General features: G+C 71.2%; 18 protein-coding genes and 1 tRNA gene. 14 read left to right on the top strand and 5 right to left on the bottom strand.

Annotation, left to right across the window (positions count from 1 at the left end):
- Positions 1 to 128: 128 nt before the first annotated feature.
- The gene (locus AMK10_RS27725) at positions 129 to 1,745 is read right to left on the bottom strand and encodes an alpha-1,2-mannosidase (RefSeq protein ID WP_073750879.1); all 1,617 of its coding nucleotides are present in this window, start codon (positions 1,743 to 1,745) and stop codon (positions 129 to 131) included.
- A 173-nt stretch (positions 1,746 to 1,918) separates the two neighbouring features.
- Complete coding sequence (locus tag AMK10_RS27720) at positions 1,919 to 2,665, bottom strand: cobalt-precorrin-6A reductase (RefSeq protein ID WP_073750878.1); 747 nt, start codon at positions 2,663 to 2,665, stop codon at positions 1,919 to 1,921.
- Between the two features lie 14 nt (positions 2,666 to 2,679).
- Here AMK10_RS27720 and AMK10_RS27715 point away from each other — a divergent pair, with 14 nt between their 5' ends.
- Complete coding sequence (locus AMK10_RS27715) at positions 2,680 to 3,798, top strand: cobalt-precorrin-5B (C(1))-methyltransferase (RefSeq protein WP_073750877.1); 1,119 nt, start codon at positions 2,680 to 2,682, stop codon at positions 3,796 to 3,798.
- Positions 3,799 to 3,853: 55 nt separating this feature from the next.
- On the opposite strand, the gene cobM is transcribed toward AMK10_RS27715, so the two are convergent.
- Together cobM and cbiE are read right to left on the bottom strand one after the other, a co-directional pair.
- Complete coding sequence (cobM, locus tag AMK10_RS27710; RefSeq protein ID WP_073750876.1) at positions 3,854 to 4,603, bottom strand: precorrin-4 C(11)-methyltransferase; 750 nt, start codon at positions 4,601 to 4,603, stop codon at positions 3,854 to 3,856.
- A complete protein-coding gene (gene cbiE, locus AMK10_RS27705; RefSeq protein ID WP_079180887.1) occupies positions 4,600 to 5,988 on the bottom strand; it encodes a precorrin-6y C5,15-methyltransferase (decarboxylating) subunit CbiE in 1,389 nt (462 codons plus the stop codon). The genes cobM and cbiE overlap by 4 nt, the downstream gene beginning before the upstream one ends.
- Before the next feature lie 182 nt (positions 5,989 to 6,170).
- Here cbiE and AMK10_RS27700 point away from each other — a divergent pair, with 182 nt between their 5' ends.
- The 5 genes from AMK10_RS27700 (at position 6,171) to AMK10_RS27680 (ending at position 10,767) form a co-directional block, all read left to right on the top strand.
- Positions 6,171 to 6,581 (top strand): YciI family protein, encoded by a 411-nt coding sequence (locus tag AMK10_RS27700; protein WP_073750874.1) that lies wholly within the window; start codon positions 6,171 to 6,173, stop codon positions 6,579 to 6,581.
- 547 nt (positions 6,582 to 7,128) lie between these two features.
- Entirely contained in the window at positions 7,129 to 7,740 is a 612-nt protein-coding gene (locus tag AMK10_RS27695) for an HhH-GPD-type base excision DNA repair protein (protein WP_073751061.1), read from the top strand.
- Between the two features lie 197 nt (positions 7,741 to 7,937).
- On the top strand, positions 7,938 to 9,458 hold the full coding sequence (locus AMK10_RS27690; RefSeq protein ID WP_241839691.1) for a M20/M25/M40 family metallo-hydrolase: 1,521 nt from the start codon (positions 7,938 to 7,940) through the stop codon (positions 9,456 to 9,458).
- Between the two features lie 274 nt (positions 9,459 to 9,732).
- Complete coding sequence (locus AMK10_RS27685) at positions 9,733 to 10,029, top strand: type II toxin-antitoxin system VapB family antitoxin (protein ID WP_003955420.1); 297 nt, start codon at positions 9,733 to 9,735, stop codon at positions 10,027 to 10,029.
- 141 nt (positions 10,030 to 10,170) lie between these two features.
- Entirely contained in the window at positions 10,171 to 10,767 is a 597-nt protein-coding gene (locus AMK10_RS27680) for a LytR C-terminal domain-containing protein (protein WP_073750870.1), read from the top strand.
- A 54-nt stretch (positions 10,768 to 10,821) separates the two neighbouring features.
- Here AMK10_RS27680 and upp read toward each other — a convergent pair whose 3' ends face one another.
- Positions 10,822 to 11,457: a uracil phosphoribosyltransferase gene (gene upp / locus AMK10_RS27675; RefSeq protein ID WP_073750868.1), complete on the bottom strand. Its 636-nt coding sequence runs from the start codon at positions 11,455 to 11,457 to the stop codon at positions 10,822 to 10,824.
- A 115-nt stretch (positions 11,458 to 11,572) separates the two neighbouring features.
- On the opposite strand from upp, the gene AMK10_RS27670 reads away from it, so the two are divergent.
- From AMK10_RS27670 to AMK10_RS27640, 8 genes are all read left to right on the top strand, one after another.
- Entirely contained in the window at positions 11,573 to 11,809 is a 237-nt protein-coding gene (locus tag AMK10_RS27670) for a hypothetical protein (RefSeq protein WP_073751059.1), read from the top strand.
- 217 nt (positions 11,810 to 12,026) lie between these two features.
- Positions 12,027 to 12,599, top strand: coding sequence for a tRNA adenosine deaminase-associated protein (locus AMK10_RS27665; protein ID WP_073750866.1), 573 nt, complete (start codon positions 12,027 to 12,029; stop codon positions 12,597 to 12,599).
- Positions 12,600 to 12,680: 81 nt separating this feature from the next.
- On the top strand, positions 12,681 to 13,109 hold the full coding sequence (gene tadA / locus AMK10_RS27660) for a tRNA adenosine(34) deaminase TadA (RefSeq protein WP_079180885.1): 429 nt from the start codon (positions 12,681 to 12,683) through the stop codon (positions 13,107 to 13,109).
- A 79-nt stretch (positions 13,110 to 13,188) separates the two neighbouring features.
- Positions 13,189 to 13,273, top strand: a tRNA-Ser gene (locus AMK10_RS27655).
- Between the two features lie 186 nt (positions 13,274 to 13,459).
- Positions 13,460 to 14,110 (top strand): TetR family transcriptional regulator, encoded by a 651-nt coding sequence (locus AMK10_RS27650; protein ID WP_073750862.1) that lies wholly within the window; start codon positions 13,460 to 13,462, stop codon positions 14,108 to 14,110.
- Positions 14,111 to 14,220: 110 nt separating this feature from the next.
- The gene (locus tag AMK10_RS27645) at positions 14,221 to 15,837 is read left to right on the top strand and encodes an MDR family MFS transporter (RefSeq protein ID WP_107428520.1); all 1,617 of its coding nucleotides are present in this window, start codon (positions 14,221 to 14,223) and stop codon (positions 15,835 to 15,837) included.
- A gap of 387 nt (positions 15,838 to 16,224) precedes the next feature.
- Positions 16,225 to 16,389: a hypothetical protein gene (locus tag AMK10_RS37775; RefSeq protein ID WP_167526209.1), complete on the top strand. Its 165-nt coding sequence runs from the start codon at positions 16,225 to 16,227 to the stop codon at positions 16,387 to 16,389.
- 9 nt (positions 16,390 to 16,398) lie between these two features.
- Complete coding sequence (locus AMK10_RS27640; RefSeq protein WP_073750857.1) at positions 16,399 to 16,692, top strand: Dabb family protein; 294 nt, start codon at positions 16,399 to 16,401, stop codon at positions 16,690 to 16,692.
- Positions 16,693 to 16,834: the final 142 nt, after the last annotated feature.

Genomic DNA, 16,834 nt, shown 5'->3' with positions numbered 1-16,834 from the left:
GACGGTCACCGGCCGGGACGGTCACCGGCCGGGACGGTCACCGGCCGGCGGCCTGGCGGCCCGACCTGCCGACCTGCCGACCTGCCGACCTGCCGACCTGCCGACCTGCCGACAGCGTGACGGCCAGGTCAGCGGTCCCGGACCCAGGTGGCCATCTTGTCCATCGACCGCGCGGCCTCGGCCAGGCTGCGGGCCGCTTGGTCGAGCTCGGCCGCGAGCCGGGCCGCCTGTCCGGCCTCGGTCGCGAGTCCGGTCTCGGCCCCGGTCCCCTGATCAGCCCCGAGACCGCTCCCGCGATCGGCCTCGTCGACGCCCCCTGCCGCCGGGGCCGGTATGCGCGGCGCGTTCAGCGCCGTTCCCCGGTAGCCGATGGGGCCCTCGTTGTACCGCTGGTAGTAGCCGCTGAAGTCCGCGGGCGCGATACCGGCGAACCGCACTCCGGAGAGCTGTATCTCGTCCGCGCCCCCGTTGCCCATGATGTCCAGGCGGTAGCGGGTGAAGGGAGCAGCGTCGCCGGTGACCCGGAACGTCCTGGCCTGGAAGCGCCGCGCGAAGTCCTCCCCCGTCCGGGCGTCGAGCTGGGTCCAGCTGTCGCCGTCCGAGGAGCCGTAGAGGAACCAGTCCTCGGGGTCGCGGTCCGGGAAGTCGTTGGCCGAGGCCAGGGTGTACGAGGTGAGGACGACGGGGGCGTCGAAGCCGAACTCCACCCAGGCCTGGCGGACGCCCGCGAGCCACTTCGACCCCGAGGCATAGAGCAGGTTGTCCGCGATCTCCCCCGCGGCCTTGAACTCGTCGCTCACATCGAGCACGCTCGCGGCCCCGGTGACGTCCGGCGCGGCCTCCGCGTCACCAGGGGCGATACGCAGCCCGGCCACACCGGAATTACCCCGCTGGTCTCGCCAGGTCACCCGCTCCACGGGGCCCGAGCCGTCGTCCACCAGGAGCCGCAGCTCGCCGGAGCCGTGCCATCCGCCGCCCCAGCCCTCCTCCGTGCGGAACCTGTACACCTGCGCCTCCTCGATCCCCTCGGGGAAGGCCCAGCGGCCGGTGATCCTGCCGCGGAACTCTGCGAGTGAGCCGTCGGCGGCACGGTGGTGCCCGTGGAAGTCGGACATGTTCGACTGGAAGCTGATCGCCGACTCCGCGCCGTCCGCACCACGCCACCCCAGCTGTGCCGGCAGCGACTCCTCGCCCCGGTCGACGTGGAACAGCAGCCGCGGGCCCGGCTCCCACGACGACGTGAAGGGCGCGCGGCGCTCGGTGGCGTAGGCGAAGACCGTGTCTCGGGCCGCAAGGGCAGCCAGCGCCCGCTCCGAACGGCCGCGCTCGTAGACGGAGTCGAGCGTGACGCGGTAGAGCCAGAGATTACTGCGCGCGTCGCCCGCCATCCGTATCTCCAGGGTGTTGGTGCCCGGCAGCAGGAACCCGCCCGGCACGGCGAACACGTTGTCCTGGGGAAGATCTCCACCGCCCGGCACGGTGAGGCCGCTCACCAGCACCTTGCCGTTGACCACCAGATCGACCGGCGCGTGGCCGGGGGAGCGGCCCAGCTTGGACGCCAGCGCGGTCACATTGAGCGTGGCCTCGACGATCGTCTCCGCGCCGTCCACCTCGAAGTCCAGGGCCACCCACGCGCCCGCGCCCATCACCAGATGCGAGGAGGCGGCACGGCACTGCTCGTACCTCGTCGCGCAGTTGGAGACATGGGCCGGTACGGCGGAGAAATCCGCGAAGGTGGCAAGCATGAACGGCTCCTGACCTGGTATCACGCTCCATGCGCGACGCCGGTGGGTGGGTAGGTGATCCACGTTAATCACGACCACTGACAACCGGTCAGGAACGGCCCCGGAAAAGCCTGAGCTCGGCGACGGGCCGGGCCCGAGGGCCTCGGCACCACGTCACAGGAGGAGGCACCACGTCACGGGAGGAGGGCGCCCAGCAGGGTGATCGCCTCCTCCGGCGTCCCCGCCACCCGCACACCCGGCGGGACGGGTGGGCGCCGGACCACGACCACCGGAATGCCCGCCTCGCGGGCCGCGGTGAGCTTGGGAGCCGTCGCGTCACCACCGCTGTCCTTCGTGACGAGGACATCGACGCGATGCCGCCGTATCAGCTCGCGCTCGCCCTCCAGGGAGAACGGCCCCCGGTCGAGCAGGACCTCCATCCGCGCCGGACACGGGGCCTCGGGGGCGTCCACCGAGCGCATCAGGAACCAGAGCGAGTCCAGCGGGGCGAACGCCGCCAGCCCCATCCGGCCGGTGGTGAGGAAGACGCGTCGGCCCAGCTCCGGCAGCAGTTCCGCCGCCCCCGCGAGAGACTCGGCGACATGCCACCGGTCACCCTCGACGGGCACCCAGCCGGGCCGCCGCAGAGCCAGCAGGGGAACATGGACAGCGGCGGCAGCCGAGGCCGCGTTGAAACTGATCGTTCCGGCGAAGGGATGGGTGGCGTCGATGACCGCATCCACATGGTGTGCGCGGAGCCACTCGGCCATGCCTTCGGCACCGCCGAAGCCGCCGACACGTACCTCGCCCGGCGGGAGCTTCGGCTGGGCGACACGGCCCGCGAGTGAGCTGGTGACCTTGATCCCGTCCATGGCCACCAGGGACTCGGCGAGCCGACGGGCCTCCGTCGTGCCGCCGAGGACGAGTATGTGCAAGGGCATCGATCGGTCCATCCATGAGCAGTGAGGCGCAGGGCGGGCGCACCGCCCAACTCAAGCACACCGGTCTGCGTCCGGGATGGACGACCGGTGCCTGTGCGACGGCGGCGACCACGGCCGCGTACACGGCCCTGCTGACCGGCGAGTTTCCCGATCCGGTGACCATCACCCTGCCCCGGGGCCAGACCCCCGCCTTCGCTCTCGCGGTGGAGGAGCTCGCCGACGGGCAGGCCACGGCGGGGGTGGTCAAGGACGCGGGAGACGACCCCGATGTCACGCACGGCGCACTGGTGCGGTCCACCGTACGGCTGCTGCCCGCCGGGTCCGGGGTGGTGTTCCGGGCCGGTCCGGGAGTGGGGACGGTGACCCTGCCCGGTCTGCCGCTGGAGGTCGGGGAGCCCGCGATCAACCCCGTCCCCCGCCAGATGATGCGTGAACATGTCGCCCGGGTGGCGGAGGAGCACGGCGGCACGGGCGACGTCGAGATCACGGTCTCGGTGGACGACGGCGAGGAGATCGCACGTTTCACGTGGAACATTCGCCTGGGCATCCTCGGCGGGATCTCGATCCTGGGTACGACGGGCATCGTGGTGCCGTACTCCTGCTCGGCCTGGATCGACTCGATCCGCCGGGGCGTGGACGTGGCCCGGGCCGCCGGTCACCGGCATGTCGCGGGGTGCACGGGATCGACCTCGGAGAAGACGGTGGTGGCCGAGTACGGTCTGCCGGAGATCGCACTGCTCGACATGGGCGACTTCGCGGGCGCGGTGCTGAAGTACGTACGCCGGCATCCGGTGGAGCGGCTGACCATCTGCGGCGGTTTCGCCAAGCTGTCCAAGCTCGCCGCCGGGCATCTGGACCTGCACTCGGGCCGCTCCCAGGTCGACAAGCCGTTCCTGGCGAAGCTGGCGCTCCAGGGCGGCGCGAGTGAGGCACTGGCCGCGGAGATCGAGGCCGCAAACACCGGTCTGGCGGCACTGCAGTTGTGCAGGGCGGCCGGTGTGCCGCTGGGCGACCTGGTGGCCGTTGCTGCACGGGACCAGGCGCTGTCGGTGCTGCGGGGCTCACCGGTGGCGGTGGACGTGATCTGCATCGACCGGGCGGGGACGGTCGTGGGGCGCAGCGAGGTGCGCTGACCCGCTGAGGCCCTGGGCACCGAGGCACCGAGGCAGACTCAGGCCGCCCGCCCCGTCAGCAGCTGTGGCGGTCCCGGGCCGGGGAGTACAGGTGGCTGTCGCGGAACTGCTCCGCGCCCAGCGTCCGGCCGACCATGATCACCGCTGTCCGGATCACCCCTGCCGACTTCACCTGCTCCGCGATGTCGTCCAGGGTTCCGCGCAGGACGATCTCGTCGGGGCGCGAGGCCATCGCCACCACGGCAGCGGGGCAGTCCGCGCCGTAGTGCGGCAGCAGCTCCTCGACCACCCGGTCCACGTACCGCGCCGCGAGGTGCAGCACGATCAGCGCGCCGCTGCGGCCGAGCGTGGCCAGGTCCTCGCCCTCGGGCATCGCCGTGGCCCGCTGGGCGATGCGGGTGAGGATCACGGTCTGGCCGACCGTGGGCACGGTCAGCTCCCGCTTGAGCGCCGCCGCTGCGGCGGCGAACGCGGGTACGCCGGGCACCACTTCGTACGGCACGCCCGCCTCGTCGAGCCGCCGCATCTGCTCGTTCACCGCGCTGAAGACCGACGGGTCGCCGGAGTGCAGCCGGGCGACGTCATGTCCCTCCTCGTGGGCGCGCACCAGCTCGGCGGTGATCTGGTCGATGTCGAGCTGGGCCGTGTCCACCAGCCGGGCCTCCGGCGGGCATTCGGCGAGCAGTTCGCGCGGCACCAGGCTGCCCGCGTACAGGCAGACCGGGCTGGCGGCGAGGACGCGGGCACCGCGCACCGTGATCAGGTCGGCGGCACCGGGGCCCGCGCCGATGAAGTACACGGTCATCTGTCGTCTCCTGGAGCGTGCGAGGGTTCGGAAGCCGATGAGGCGTCGGGCGGTACGGAAGCCTGCGGGACCGGCGGCACGGAAACCTGCGAGGCGTCGGGCGGCACGGAAGCGGGCGCGGCAGCCGGCGGCTCCGGGGCGGGTTTCCGTACGGACCACTGCGTGACGGGCATCGCCTGGCGCCAGCCCGTGAATCCCCCGACCGGCACCGCGTGGGCGACCGCGAGTCGGACCAGGTCGCCGCCGAGCCGCCGGTACCACTCGGCGAGCAGCGCCTCCGACTCCAGCGTGACCGTGTTGGCGACCAGCCTGCCGCCTGCCGGAAGCGCGTCCCAGCAGGCTTCGAGCAGACCGGGCGCCGTGAGCCCGCCGCCGATGAACACGGCGTCGGGCACGGGCAGTCCGGACAGCGCGTCCGGCGCCCGGCCGGTGACCACACGCAGTCCGGGGACGCCGAGCCGGTCGGCGTTGCGGGTGATGCGCAGCGCCCGCACCGGGTCGCGCTCCACGGTGACCGCACGGCAGGACGGATGGGTCCGCATCCACTCCGCCGCGATCGATCCGGAACCCCCGCCGATGTCCCACAGCAACTCACCCGGAGCGGGCGCGAGAACGCCGAGCGTCGCCGCCCGTACATGGCGCTTGGTGAGCTGCCCGTCGTGCTCGTACGCCTCGTCGGGCAGCCCGGGCACGGCTCCCAGGCGCAGGGCCTCCGGGGTGCTCCGGCAGTCGACCGCGATGACGTTGAGGGGGTCGCCCGGCGGATGCTCCCAGGTGTCCGCCGTGCCCTCCGAGCAGTCCTCGGCGGTGCCGCCGAGCTGTTCGAGCACCCGCATCCGGCTGGGTCCGAAGCCGTGTTCCCGCAGCAGGGCGGCCACGGCGGCGGGCGTGAACGCGTCCGCGGAAAGGACCAGCAGCCGGCGCCCTTCGTGCAGCGCGGCGGCCAGCCGGGCCGCCGGCCGGCCGACGAGCGTGACCGTCTCCGTGTCCTCCACCGGCCAGCCGAGCCGGGCGCAGGCGTACGACACCGAGGACGGGTGCGGCAGGATGCGGAGCATCCCCGCGCCCAGCTCCTCGGTGAGCGCCCGTCCGATGCCGTAGAACATGGGGTCTCCGCTGGCCAGCACGGCGGTCCTGCGCCCCCCGTGCTCGGCGAGGAGACCGCGCACGGCCGGCCGCAGGGGTGACGGCCAGGACACGCGCCGGCCGGCGCACTCCGGCGGGAGCAGCCCGAGCTGGCGCTCACCGCCGATCAGCACCTCGGCGTCCAGGAGCACCGCGCGCGCCGCCCCGGAAAGCCCGGTCCAGCCGTCGGCACCGATCCCCACGACGCTCACTGCGGACGGGGTCGCCGGGACGGCGGACTGGGGTGCTGCGGGGGACACGGACGGTACCTCGGGGTTGGTGGGACGACGCAGCCGAACTCTACGGGGGGCGTGCTTCCGCCTGCGCGGCGGAGTGATTCCGAGAAATTTCCCGCGTGGTGTCGAGAACGGGCCGCCGGCCCCGACGTCCCCTGTGAAAGCCGCCCGCACGGGGCGGCGGCAGGAGACGGAGGAGCGACACCATGAAGTACCTGGTCATGATTCAGGGCTCTCAGGCCGACTACGAAGCCATGGCGGGCAAGCCGTCGGCGGAGAGCCCGGCGTGGAGCGAGAAGGACATGAAGGCGATGTTCGCCTTCATGGAAGAGGTCAACAACGATCTGGCGGAGTCCGGCGAGATCGTGGAAGGCAACGGACTGGCCGAGCCCGCAAGGACCCGCTCTGTGCTGCCCGGCGACGACGGCCGCCCGGTGGTCACGGACGGACCGTACGGCGAGACGAAGGAGCAACTCGCCGGGTACTGGGTGCTCGACTGCGAGAGTCTGGAGAGGGTCACCGAGATCGCCGCACGCATCGCGCTGTGTCCGCAGCCCGAGGGTGCGCCCGTCTACCCGGTGGTGATCCGGCCGATCATGGACGGCGCCGGCTGCTGACCCGCGGACCCCGCCGCCTGAGGGAGCCGGACGAGAGGCGACAGGTGAACCGTGGTGAGACCCGAATCGAGGACCTGCCGCGCCACCTCGCCCTGTACGACCTCCTCGTGCACCGCGCCCCCGCGCCGATGGCGGAGCTGAGCAGAGCCGTGGCCCTCGCCATGGTGCGGGGCCCCGGGCCGGTCTGGCGGCCGTGGAGGCCCTGGAGGACCGGCTCGCGGGCCACCACAGGCCGGGCGCCGTGCGGGCCCATCTGCTGGAGAGGGCCGACGAGCACGAGGCGGCCCGCGGGCCGCGCTCAGCCCGCCCGAGGCGCACCACCTGCGGATGCGTGCGGCCAGGCTGCTGCCGGCGCCCGACGACGGCGGGGCCTGACACCCGGACGCCGGACTCCCGGTTCTCGTTCCGGTGGGAGGAGTCGCGGACCCGGGGTCCCCGGAACCGGTGGGACGGGCCGCCGCCCCCGGGCTCCGGTCCCTGTGGGTCGTCCCGGTCACCCGGGGAACACGAGTCGCCGATCCCCATGACTCTCGCGATCATCGAAGACATGACCAAGAGCGACGACGGCAAGGCCCGCACCGTGAGGATCGCCCAGCAGCCCGAGGCGGACGAACTGCTCGGCCGCAGTCCGCTGGCCGCCCTCGTCGGCATGCTGCTGGACCAGCAGGTGCCGATGGAGTGGGCGTTCACCGGCCCGCTCACGCTGGCGCAGCGCATGGGGTCGGACGACCTGGACGCCCACAGGATCGCCGAGTACGACCCGGAGGCGTTCACCGAACTGTTCACCGGGAAACCCGCCCTGCACCGCTATCCGGGCTCCATGGCCAAGCGGGTCCAGCAGCTGTGCCAGTACCTGGTGGCCGAGTACGACGGGCGGGCCGAAGCGGTCTGGGCGGACGCCGCCACCGGCGCCGAGCTGCTGAAACGGCTCAACGCTCTGCCCGGGTTCGGCACGCAGAAGGCGCAGATCTTCCTGGCCCTGCTGGGCAAGCAGTTCGACGTACGGCCGACGGGCTGGCGGGAGGCCGCCGGGGCGTACGGGGAGGAGGGCTCGCACCGGTCGGTGGCCGACATCACCGGACCGGAGTCACTCTCCGAGGTACGGGCGTACAAGCAGCAGGCGAAGGCCGCCGCCAGGGCGGCAGCCAGATCCACATGACCGGGTGGCCGCTCCGGAACCCGAAGGGCGGCAGCCGGGCACCCGAGCGGCGGACAGCAGGCATCTGATCGGGAACGGGCCAGGAACCTGATCGGGAAACGCCTCGCACTGTTCACAGACGGCAGCCGGATCGCTAGCTTTCCCCCACATCCGTTCACACCGGAAGGACTCCTGTGCACGCAACTCGTCGCAGAGCCATGGCTGTTGTGGCCGCCACCGCCCTGGCCGCACCGCTCCTCCTCGGCGCGTCCCCCCACCAGGGGCACGCGTCGCACGACCCGGCCAAGGACGCCGCCAAGCTCTCGCGGAAGCTGGTCGAACGCTCCTCCGCGAAGGACGCCTACCGCCACCTGGAGCGGTTCCAGGCGATAGCCGACTCGGCGGAGGGCCACCGCGCGGCCGGCTCACTCGGGCACGACGCCTCCGCCGCCTATGTCCACCAGCTGCTGAAGAAGGCCGGCTACCGCGTCGCCTACCAGTCGTTCGCATTCGTCTACACCGAGACGCTCGCCGAGAAGCTCGCCGTGGTCTCCCCCACGCCGCGCGACGTCGACATCAGGGCGATGACGTACACCCCGTCCACCCCGGAGGGCGGCATCACGGCGGCCCTCACCGCCGTCCCCACGGACGACACCACCGGCTGCGAGGCGGCGGACTACGCGGCCGCCGACTTCACCGGCAGGATCGCCCTGATCAAGCGGGGCGGCTGCTCGTTCGCCGAGAAGCAGGCGGCGGCGGGGGCGGCGGGAGCCGTGGGCGCGGTGATCTACAACAACACCGAAGGAGTCCTCTCCGGGACGCTGGGCGGCGCGGACGCCGGGAAGATCCCCACCGGCGGTCTCACCCAGGACGAGGGGAAGAAGCTCGTCGCGGACCTGGCCGGGGGCGAGGTGAAGGTCTCCTTCGAGATCCGCGAGCTCCAGGAGGAGCGCACCACCCGCAACGTCGTCGCCGAGACCCGCGGCGGGAACGCGTCGAAGACGGTCATGCTCGGCGCGCACCTCGACTCGGTCACCGACGGCCCCGGCATCAACGACAACGCGTCCGGCTCGGCCGGGCTCCTCGAAGTCGCCCTGGAACTGGCCAAGTCCCACCGCACCCCCGCCAACAAGGTCCGCTTCGCCTGGTGGTCGGCGGAGGAGAACGGGCTGCTGGGCTCGGAGGCGTACGTCACGAAGCTCTCCGAGGCGCAGCGCGAGAACATCGCGCTCTACCTCAACTTCGACATGATCGCCTCCCCGAACGGGGTGCAGTTCGTCTTCGACGGCGACAACTCCGACGGTGTCGGCGAGGGACCGGGCCCCGAGGGCTCCGCGCAGCTGGAGAACGACATCAACGCGTTCCTGGACAGCAGGTCCCAGCCGCACTCCGGCGCCGACTTCACCGGGCGCTCCGACTACGGGCCGTTCATCGAGGTCGGCATCCCGTCGGGCGGTACGGACACGGGCGCCGAGGGCATCAAGACGGCCGCCGAGGCGAAGACGTACGGCGGCACGGCGGGTGTCGCCTACGACCCCTGCTACCACGCGGCCTGCGACGACCTGGACAACGTGGACATGGCGCACTTCGACACCAACATCGATGTGATCGCCAACGCCGTGGGCACCTACGCCTACGACCTGAGCTCCCTGACCCGCCCGGCCCCGGCCGCCGCGTCCGACGAGCCCCGCACCGAGGGCACCCTGCGCGAGGGCCACGCGCACGGCCTGACGAGCTAGGGCGAGTCCGCCCCGCCCCAGGGTCCGGCACGACTCCGGGCTCTCTCGTTCGGATGATGCCGCGCTCCGCGGGCCGTGGGCCACGCCCACCGCCCGCGGAGCGACCCACCGGGCGCCCCGGGACGACGGCCGACGCCGCCGGAACCGCCCGCCGGAGCCGTCGGAAAGGTGACGGAGGCACGCGATGTTTTCATGCGTTTGCTCCAGCTTTGCCCGGCATTACGGTCCGGTTCCCTGGCTGCGCCCGGGGGCCCTTGCCCGGTAGGCTTTCCGTGTGATCTTCAAGCGCATCGGAAATGGGCGGCCATATCCCGACCACGGCCGGGAAAGCACCCGACAGTGGGCGGATGTCGCGCCGCGTCCGGTCCGCCTCGACCAGCTGGTGACCACCAAGGGCCAGCTGGACCTCGAGACCCTCCTCGCCGAGGACTCGACGTTCTACGGCGACCTGTTCGCCCACGTCGTGAAGTGGCAGGGCGATCTGTACCTCGAGGACGGACTGCACCGCGCCGTGCGCGCCGCCCTGCAGCAGCGTCAGGTGCTGCACGCGCGCGTGCTGGAGCTGGGCTGAACCCGCCACTCCCACCCGTGGAGCATTTCGGGCCTTTCGAGTGCTTTTATGCTCGGATGGGTGCCATAGGTTGATCGTTTAGTAGGCATCGCCACCAGGTCGCACTACGCTGCGCCCATGAGCATGCTGACTCCTCCCGGCATGGGCGGAAAGTACCGCATCACGGGCAACACCTACCCGCGCATGCGCCGCCCCCGGAATCGCCGCAAGCTGGTCCTCTCGGCGGGCGCCGCCGTGGTGGCCCTGGGACTGGCCGGTTGGGGCACGCTCCAGCTCATCGACGTGTTCACCGGCGGGGACGGGACGGCCAACGCGGCGGCCCGCCCGAAGACCTGCCCCTCGCCGACCGCCTCGACGCCCGTGAAGGCGCTCCCGAAGCCCGCGGCGATCAAGGTCAACATCTACAACGCGACGCCCCGCAGCGGGCTGGCCAAGGCCGCCGCGGACGAGCTGAAGAAGCGCGGCTTCGCCATCGGCAAGGTGGACAACGCCCCCGCCGCGTACGACAAGAAGGTCCCCGGCACCGGCATACTGCTCGGCGGCCCGACGGCCATGAACGGCTCGTTCCCGGTGCTCGGCACCCAGCTGCCCGGCGCCGCGACGAAGACCGACACCCGCAGCACGGCGGACGTCGATCTGATCATCGGTACGAAGTTCAAGGCGTTCAGCACTCCCGCCGCCGCGGCGACGGCGCTCACCGCCCTGACGAAGCCGTCCCCGGCGCCGTCGACCTGCTGACGCTCCGGGACACCGGAACTCCGGCCGCCGCGGCACCGGGCGGGACGGTCCGGGTCAGTCGACGGTGCCGTACATCCGGTCGCCCGCGTCACCGAGCCCCGGCACGATGTAGCCGTTCTCGTTGAGCCGCTCGTCGACCGAGGCGGTGACGACCGTCACAGGCGTGCCGGCGAGCTCGCGCTCCATCACCTCGACGCCCTCGGGCGCCGCGAGCAGCACGACCGCGGTGACGTCGTCCGCGCCGCGCTTGATCAGCTCCCGGATGGCCGCGACGAGTGTGCCTCCGGTGGCCAGCATCGGGTCCAGGACGTAGACCTGACGACCGGAGAGGTCCTCGGGCATCCGCGTCGCGTACGTCTCCGCCTGGAGCGTCTCCTCGTTGCGGATCATGCCCAGGAAGCCGACCTCGGCGGTCGGGAGCAGCCGCACCATGCCGTCCAGCATGCCGAGACCCGCACGCAGGATCGGCACGACCAGGGGACGCGGGTGGGACAGCTTCACACCGGTCGTGGGCGTCACCGGGGTCTCGATGTCGACCTGCTCGGTCCGCACATCCCTGGTGGCCTCGTAGGCGAGAAGGGTGACCAGTTCGTCGGCGAGCCGCCGGAAGGTCGGGGAGTCGGTGCGCTTGTCGCGCAGCGTGGTGAGTTTGTGCGCCACCAGCGGGTGGTCGACGACGTGGATCCGCATGCCTTCCACAGTAGCCGGGCCACGGAGCGGCCTCTCGCAGGTCCGCACTGGCATCAAGCACCTGTTCGGGGGGAAGGTGGGGGCATACGGACCCAGGTTTGGGGTGGTGTGTCGATTGCCCGACGGGGAGCAGCGAAGAGAGCGGCAGGCCGGACGCGACGCGCGCGACCTGCCCGACGCGCAGGAGAACGTGACGGACGCGCAGGAGAGTGACGCGGCCCGCCGGAGACGACGCGCCCAGTTCCTCCGCGAGCTCCACGAGGCGAAGCAGCTCCGCGACCGGGTTCAGCCGCGCCGCGCCCGCGCGGCCCGTATGCGCCAACAGATGCGGATGCGTACGTTCCGCTGGTGACGGGCGTCCGAGGACGCGCGGGAACCCCTCCCGAGGACGCCGGCGGATACCTTCCACCGGCGGACGCTCCAGGAACTGATGGCCGACGCAACGGTCGAAGAGGTCTCGCATCGCGCTCGTTTCTGCCACGATGCCGATTGGGCGGGGCCCAGAGCAGCCGGATGACCGTCTGCCCTCCCGTCGGACCGATTCACCTATGACCAGTGGGAGAGTCACGGTGTACTTCGCCGCACTGCTCGCGCGCACCGAAGACGGGTGGGAAGCGAGCGATACAGAGCTCGACGATGTGGAAACCCTGTCCGACCTGACGGATCTGGCCCGTGAGGCCTCGGTGGACGAGGACACGGTCCTCGTCTACATCGAGCAGGAGGACGCCTGGTTCGGCGTCGTCCGGGTGGACGGAGAGGAGGACCCCCGTATCTACATCTCGGACGCGTCCGCCGCCGCCCGCTCCTCGTACGGGGAGATCCTGCTCACCGATGAACTGCTCGGCCGAGAACCGGGGGCCGAGGACGAGATCGCCGCACTCGAGGAGCTCGTGGACCTCGACGGTACGGAGGACGGCGAGCCGGACGAGGACGACAGCGCCGGAGGCCCGTCCGGCGCCGCTGTCACCGAAACCGATCTGGAGGACGACCCCGACGCCGTACCGGCGGGGCCGCTGGGCGATCTCGGGGTGCTGGCCGACCTCGGGGTGTCCGAGAAGGATCTGCTGACCCTGCGCACCGACGCGCTGGTGGAGATCGCGGACGCGCTGGGAGCGTCCGAGGTCCTGGAGGCCGTCCGTTAGGGTCCGCGGGTGAACGCTCCACCACCCACCCCCTCCTCACCGCCTCCCCCCGATCCCGTACGGGACCCGTGGCAGGCAGCCATGCGCCAAGCTCTGGACGAGGCCGCGCAGGCGGCGCCGGCCGGCGATGTGCCGGTCGGCGCCGTCGTCCTCGGCCCGGACGGCGCCCTGCTCGCCGCCGGGCACAACGAGCGCGAGGCGACCGGCGACCCCACGGCGCACGCCGAGGTGCTCGCCCTGCGCCGCGCCGCCGCCGCCCTGGGCAGCTGGCGGCTGACCGGCTGCACGCTGGTCGTCACCCTGGAGCCCTGCACGATGTGCGCGGGCGCACTCGTCCAGTCCCGGATCGGCCGGGTGGTCTATGGGGCGCGGGACGAGAAGGCCGGAGCCGCCGGTTCACTCTGGGACGTCGTACGCGACCGCAGGCTCAACCACCGCCCCGAGGTGATCCACGGCGTCCTGGAGGACGTCTGCGCGGGCCTGTTGACCTCGTTCTTCCGGGACCGCTGACCCCGCACGACGGGCGCTCGGGCGGGTCGCCGCGTAACGGATTTCGAACCAGGGCCCGGCATGGTCTAAGCTCTCTCTCGGTAGCGTGTCCGAGCGGCCGAAGGAGCTCGCCTCGAAAGCGAGTGTGGGGAAACTCACCGAGGGTTCAAATCCCTCCGCTACCGCAGATGGATGAAGGGACCGACCCGCTTGGGTCGGTCCCTTCTCTGCGTTCCGCCTCAGTTCCGCTGCCGGCACGTTGCCGCAGACGGATGGCGGACGGACGGGGGTCCCGGTGCGCGCGGCACGGCCTCCGGGCGGCCGTCGCGCCCCTCCGAAATAATTTTGCAGGCCGTGCATCTTTGCCTACCATGCACGTTGTGCCGAAGACGACGACCTCCGTACCCGGGCTGCGGGAACGCAAGAAGCAGGCCACGCGCAACGCCATCGCGGAAGCGGCCGTGCGTCTCGCCGCCGAGCACGGGGTGGAGAACGTCACGGTCGAGGCCATCAGCGAGGCGGCCGGTGTCTCACCCAGGACGTTCTTCAACTACTTCCCGAGCCACGACGACGCGTTCGTCCTGATCGACGGTGAGATCGGCGAGCGGATCAGGGAGTCCGTGCGCCGCGCCCCCGCCGACCGGACACCGCTCGACGCCGTCCGGGAGGCGTTCGTCGCCGAACTGGACGGCTTCGAGGACCGCCAGGAGCTGTGGGCCCTGCAGTCCAAGGTGCTGCAGCGGTCGCCTCATCTCATCCAGCGCGGCCTCAACGCCCATGTGGCGGACGAACGGGCCCTGGCGGCCACCCTCACCGAGTGGCTCGACGCCACCCGGCCCGCCGGCGCGGAAGGCACCGGGGACACGGGTATCTACCCCCGGCTCCTCGCCGCCGTCAGCCACACCGCCCTGCGGGTCGCCTTCGAGCACGGCTGCGACCACCCCGAGGACACCGTGCTCGCGGACGCCTTCCAGGAGGCCTTCGTCCACCTGGCACGCGGCCTCCCGCGGCCGACGGAGTAAGCCGGCCCCCACCGCCGGCCTCTTCCCCCACCCCCTACCCCTGTTCTGATCACGCACCGAAGAAGGACTCCGTGACCGCAACCGAGGCGCCCGGACAGGCGCCCACCTCCATGACCAACCGGCAGATACTCCAGGCGATGTCCGGCCTGATGGCGGGCATGTTCGTCGCCATCCTCGCGGGTACGGTCGTCGCCAACGCCCTGCCGCGGATCATCGCCGACCTCGGTGCGAGCCAGTCCTCGTACACCTGGGTCGTGACCTCCGAGCTGCTCGCCATGACGGCCACCGTGCCGCTCTGGGGCAAGCTCGCCGACCTCTTCAACCAGAAGCTGCTGCTCCAGCTCTCGCTCGCCCTGTTCGTGGTCGGTTCGCTGGTGGCCGGCTTCTCCCAGGACGTCGTCACCCTCATCGTCAGCCGTGTCATCCAGGGCATCGGCGCCGGTGGTCTGACGGCGCTGGCCCAGATCGTGATGGCCGCGATCATCCCGCCGCGCCGCCTCGGCAAGTACGCGGGAATCTTCGGCGCCGTCTTCGCCGTCGGAACCGTCGCCGGTCCGCTGATCGGCGGCGTCCTCGTGGACACCTCGTGGCTCGGCTGGCGCTGGTGCTTCTTCATCGGCGTGCCGTTCGCACTGGCCGGGATCGTGCTGCTCCAGCGCACCCTGAAGCTGCCGACCGTGCGCCGTGAGGTCAGGATCGACTGGCTGGGCGCCTTCCTGATCGTGGCCGGCGTCTGCGCGCTGCTGATCTGGACCTCGCTCGCCGGCAACAGCTTCGACTGGGCGTCCTGGCAGACGGCCGCACTGGTGGCCACCGGCGTCGTGCTGCTCACCGCGGCGGTCTTCGTCGAGTCCCGGGCCGCCGAGCCGATCATCCCGCTGGACATCTTCCGCAACCGCACCGTCACGCTCACGACCCTGGCGAGCTTCTTCGTCGGTATCGCGATGTTCGCCGGAACCGTCTTCCTGTCCCAGTACTTCCAGATCTCGCTGGGCAAGACCCCGACCGTCGCGGGGCTCATGAGCCTCCCGATGATCGGCGGTCTGCTGGTGTCCTCGACGGTCGCCGGGCAGATCATCTCCGCGACCGGCAAGTGGAAGGCCTACCTCGTCGCAGGCGCCGTCGTGATGATGGCGGGCCTCGGCCTGCTGTCGACCATCGACGCCGACACCCACTTCGGTCTGCTCAGCATCTACATGGCGCTGATGGGCATCGGCGTCGGCATGCTGATGCAGAACCTCGTGCTCGCCGCGCAGAACGACGTGCCCGCGCACGAGCTGGGCGCCGCGACCTCCGTGCTGTCGTTCTTCCGCAGCCTCGGGGGCACCATCGGCACGAGCGTCCTCGGCGCGATCCTCGCCAACCGGGTGGCCAGCGAGATGACCAAGGGGCTCGCGGAGAGCGGGCTCCCGGTGACCGGCGGCGGCCACAGCAGTGCGGTGCCCGACATGACCACGCTGCCCGAGCCGCTGAAGAACATCGTCGAGCACGCGTACGGCGTCGCGACCGGCGACCTGTTCCTCATCGCCACGCCGTTCGCCTTCCTCGCCCTGCTCACGGTCCTCTTCGTCAAGGAGAAGCCCCTCAAGACGACGAGCGGCATGGAGCGGCTCGCGGCCGAGGAGGCCGCCGTGGCCGACGCCGTCGTCGTGCCGTCGCCCCGGACCGGTGACGACTCCGGCGTCCAGGACACCGCCCCCGGCGGGGTCGGCCTCCGGAAGGACTGACCCGCACCCGGACGTACGACGACGAAGGGCCCGGCGTGTGCGCCGGGCCCTTCGGGCGTCAGGTCGGGGGAAGCGGCATCGGGGGGACAAGCCGCTTCCCCCGGTGAGAACGGTGACCGGAGGGTCCTCGCCGCGGTCAGGGGGAAGTCGCGCGGTGCGGACCTCGTGGAGGTCCCGTTCCTCTGCCCGCGCATTCCTGTCGGTGCTGCGGGCTCACTGCCCATCCTCCTCCTCGACGTAAGCCGCACCGCCGGGCAAAGGGCCTGAATCGACGGGCCCTTCGACCCTAAAAGCCACATCAGTGATCGGAAACAGCCAGCGGATACGGCCATACGTGCGGCTAGAATCACCCGACTGCACAGGTGATCGAGAGGGAGAGAAGAGGCCGTGGCGCAAGCGAAGAAGATCGCGCTCTACATGGTTGTGGTCTTCGTGCTGTACACGATCATCACGTCTCCCGAGCGGGCGGCCGACCTCGTCCAAGTAGGCTTCGAAGGTATTTCGAGCGCAGCCGAGGGCGTCGGAGACTTCATGTCCGAGCTCGTGAAGTAGGAGAACCCCATGATCCGCCACCTGGTCCTGTTCAAGCTGAACGACGGCGTCGAGCGGGACGATCCGCGGGTCGTCGCGGGCGAGAAGGCGTTCAGGGAGCTCGGCGGGAAGATCCCCGAGCTGGAGTTCTGGGAGTGCGCCTGGAACATCACCGACCGGCCGATCGCCTACGACTTCGCCATCAACTCCGCGGTCGCCGACGAGGACGCGCTCAAGCGGTACGTCGAGCACCCGGAGCACCAGGCGGCGGCCGGGCAGTGGCGCGCGTTCGCCACTTGGGTGATCGCCGACTACCCCTTCTGATTTTTTCGGACATCCGGTCCCGCAGGCCCCTCCCTTTCAGGAGAGGGGCTTTTCGGCATGTTTAAACCAAAACATGCCCAACACGACTCTATGCGGTGCTTGCACACAGTGGACATGTCTTGTGATGCTATGACCGCTTTTG

It is taken from the genome of Streptomyces sp. CB02058, from assembly GCF_001905505.1.
Classification (GTDB): Bacteria; Actinomycetota; Actinomycetes; order Streptomycetales; family Streptomycetaceae; genus Streptomyces.
The sequence above is the reverse complement of the archived record's forward strand: the minus strand, read 5'-3'. Positions and strand labels throughout refer to the sequence as shown.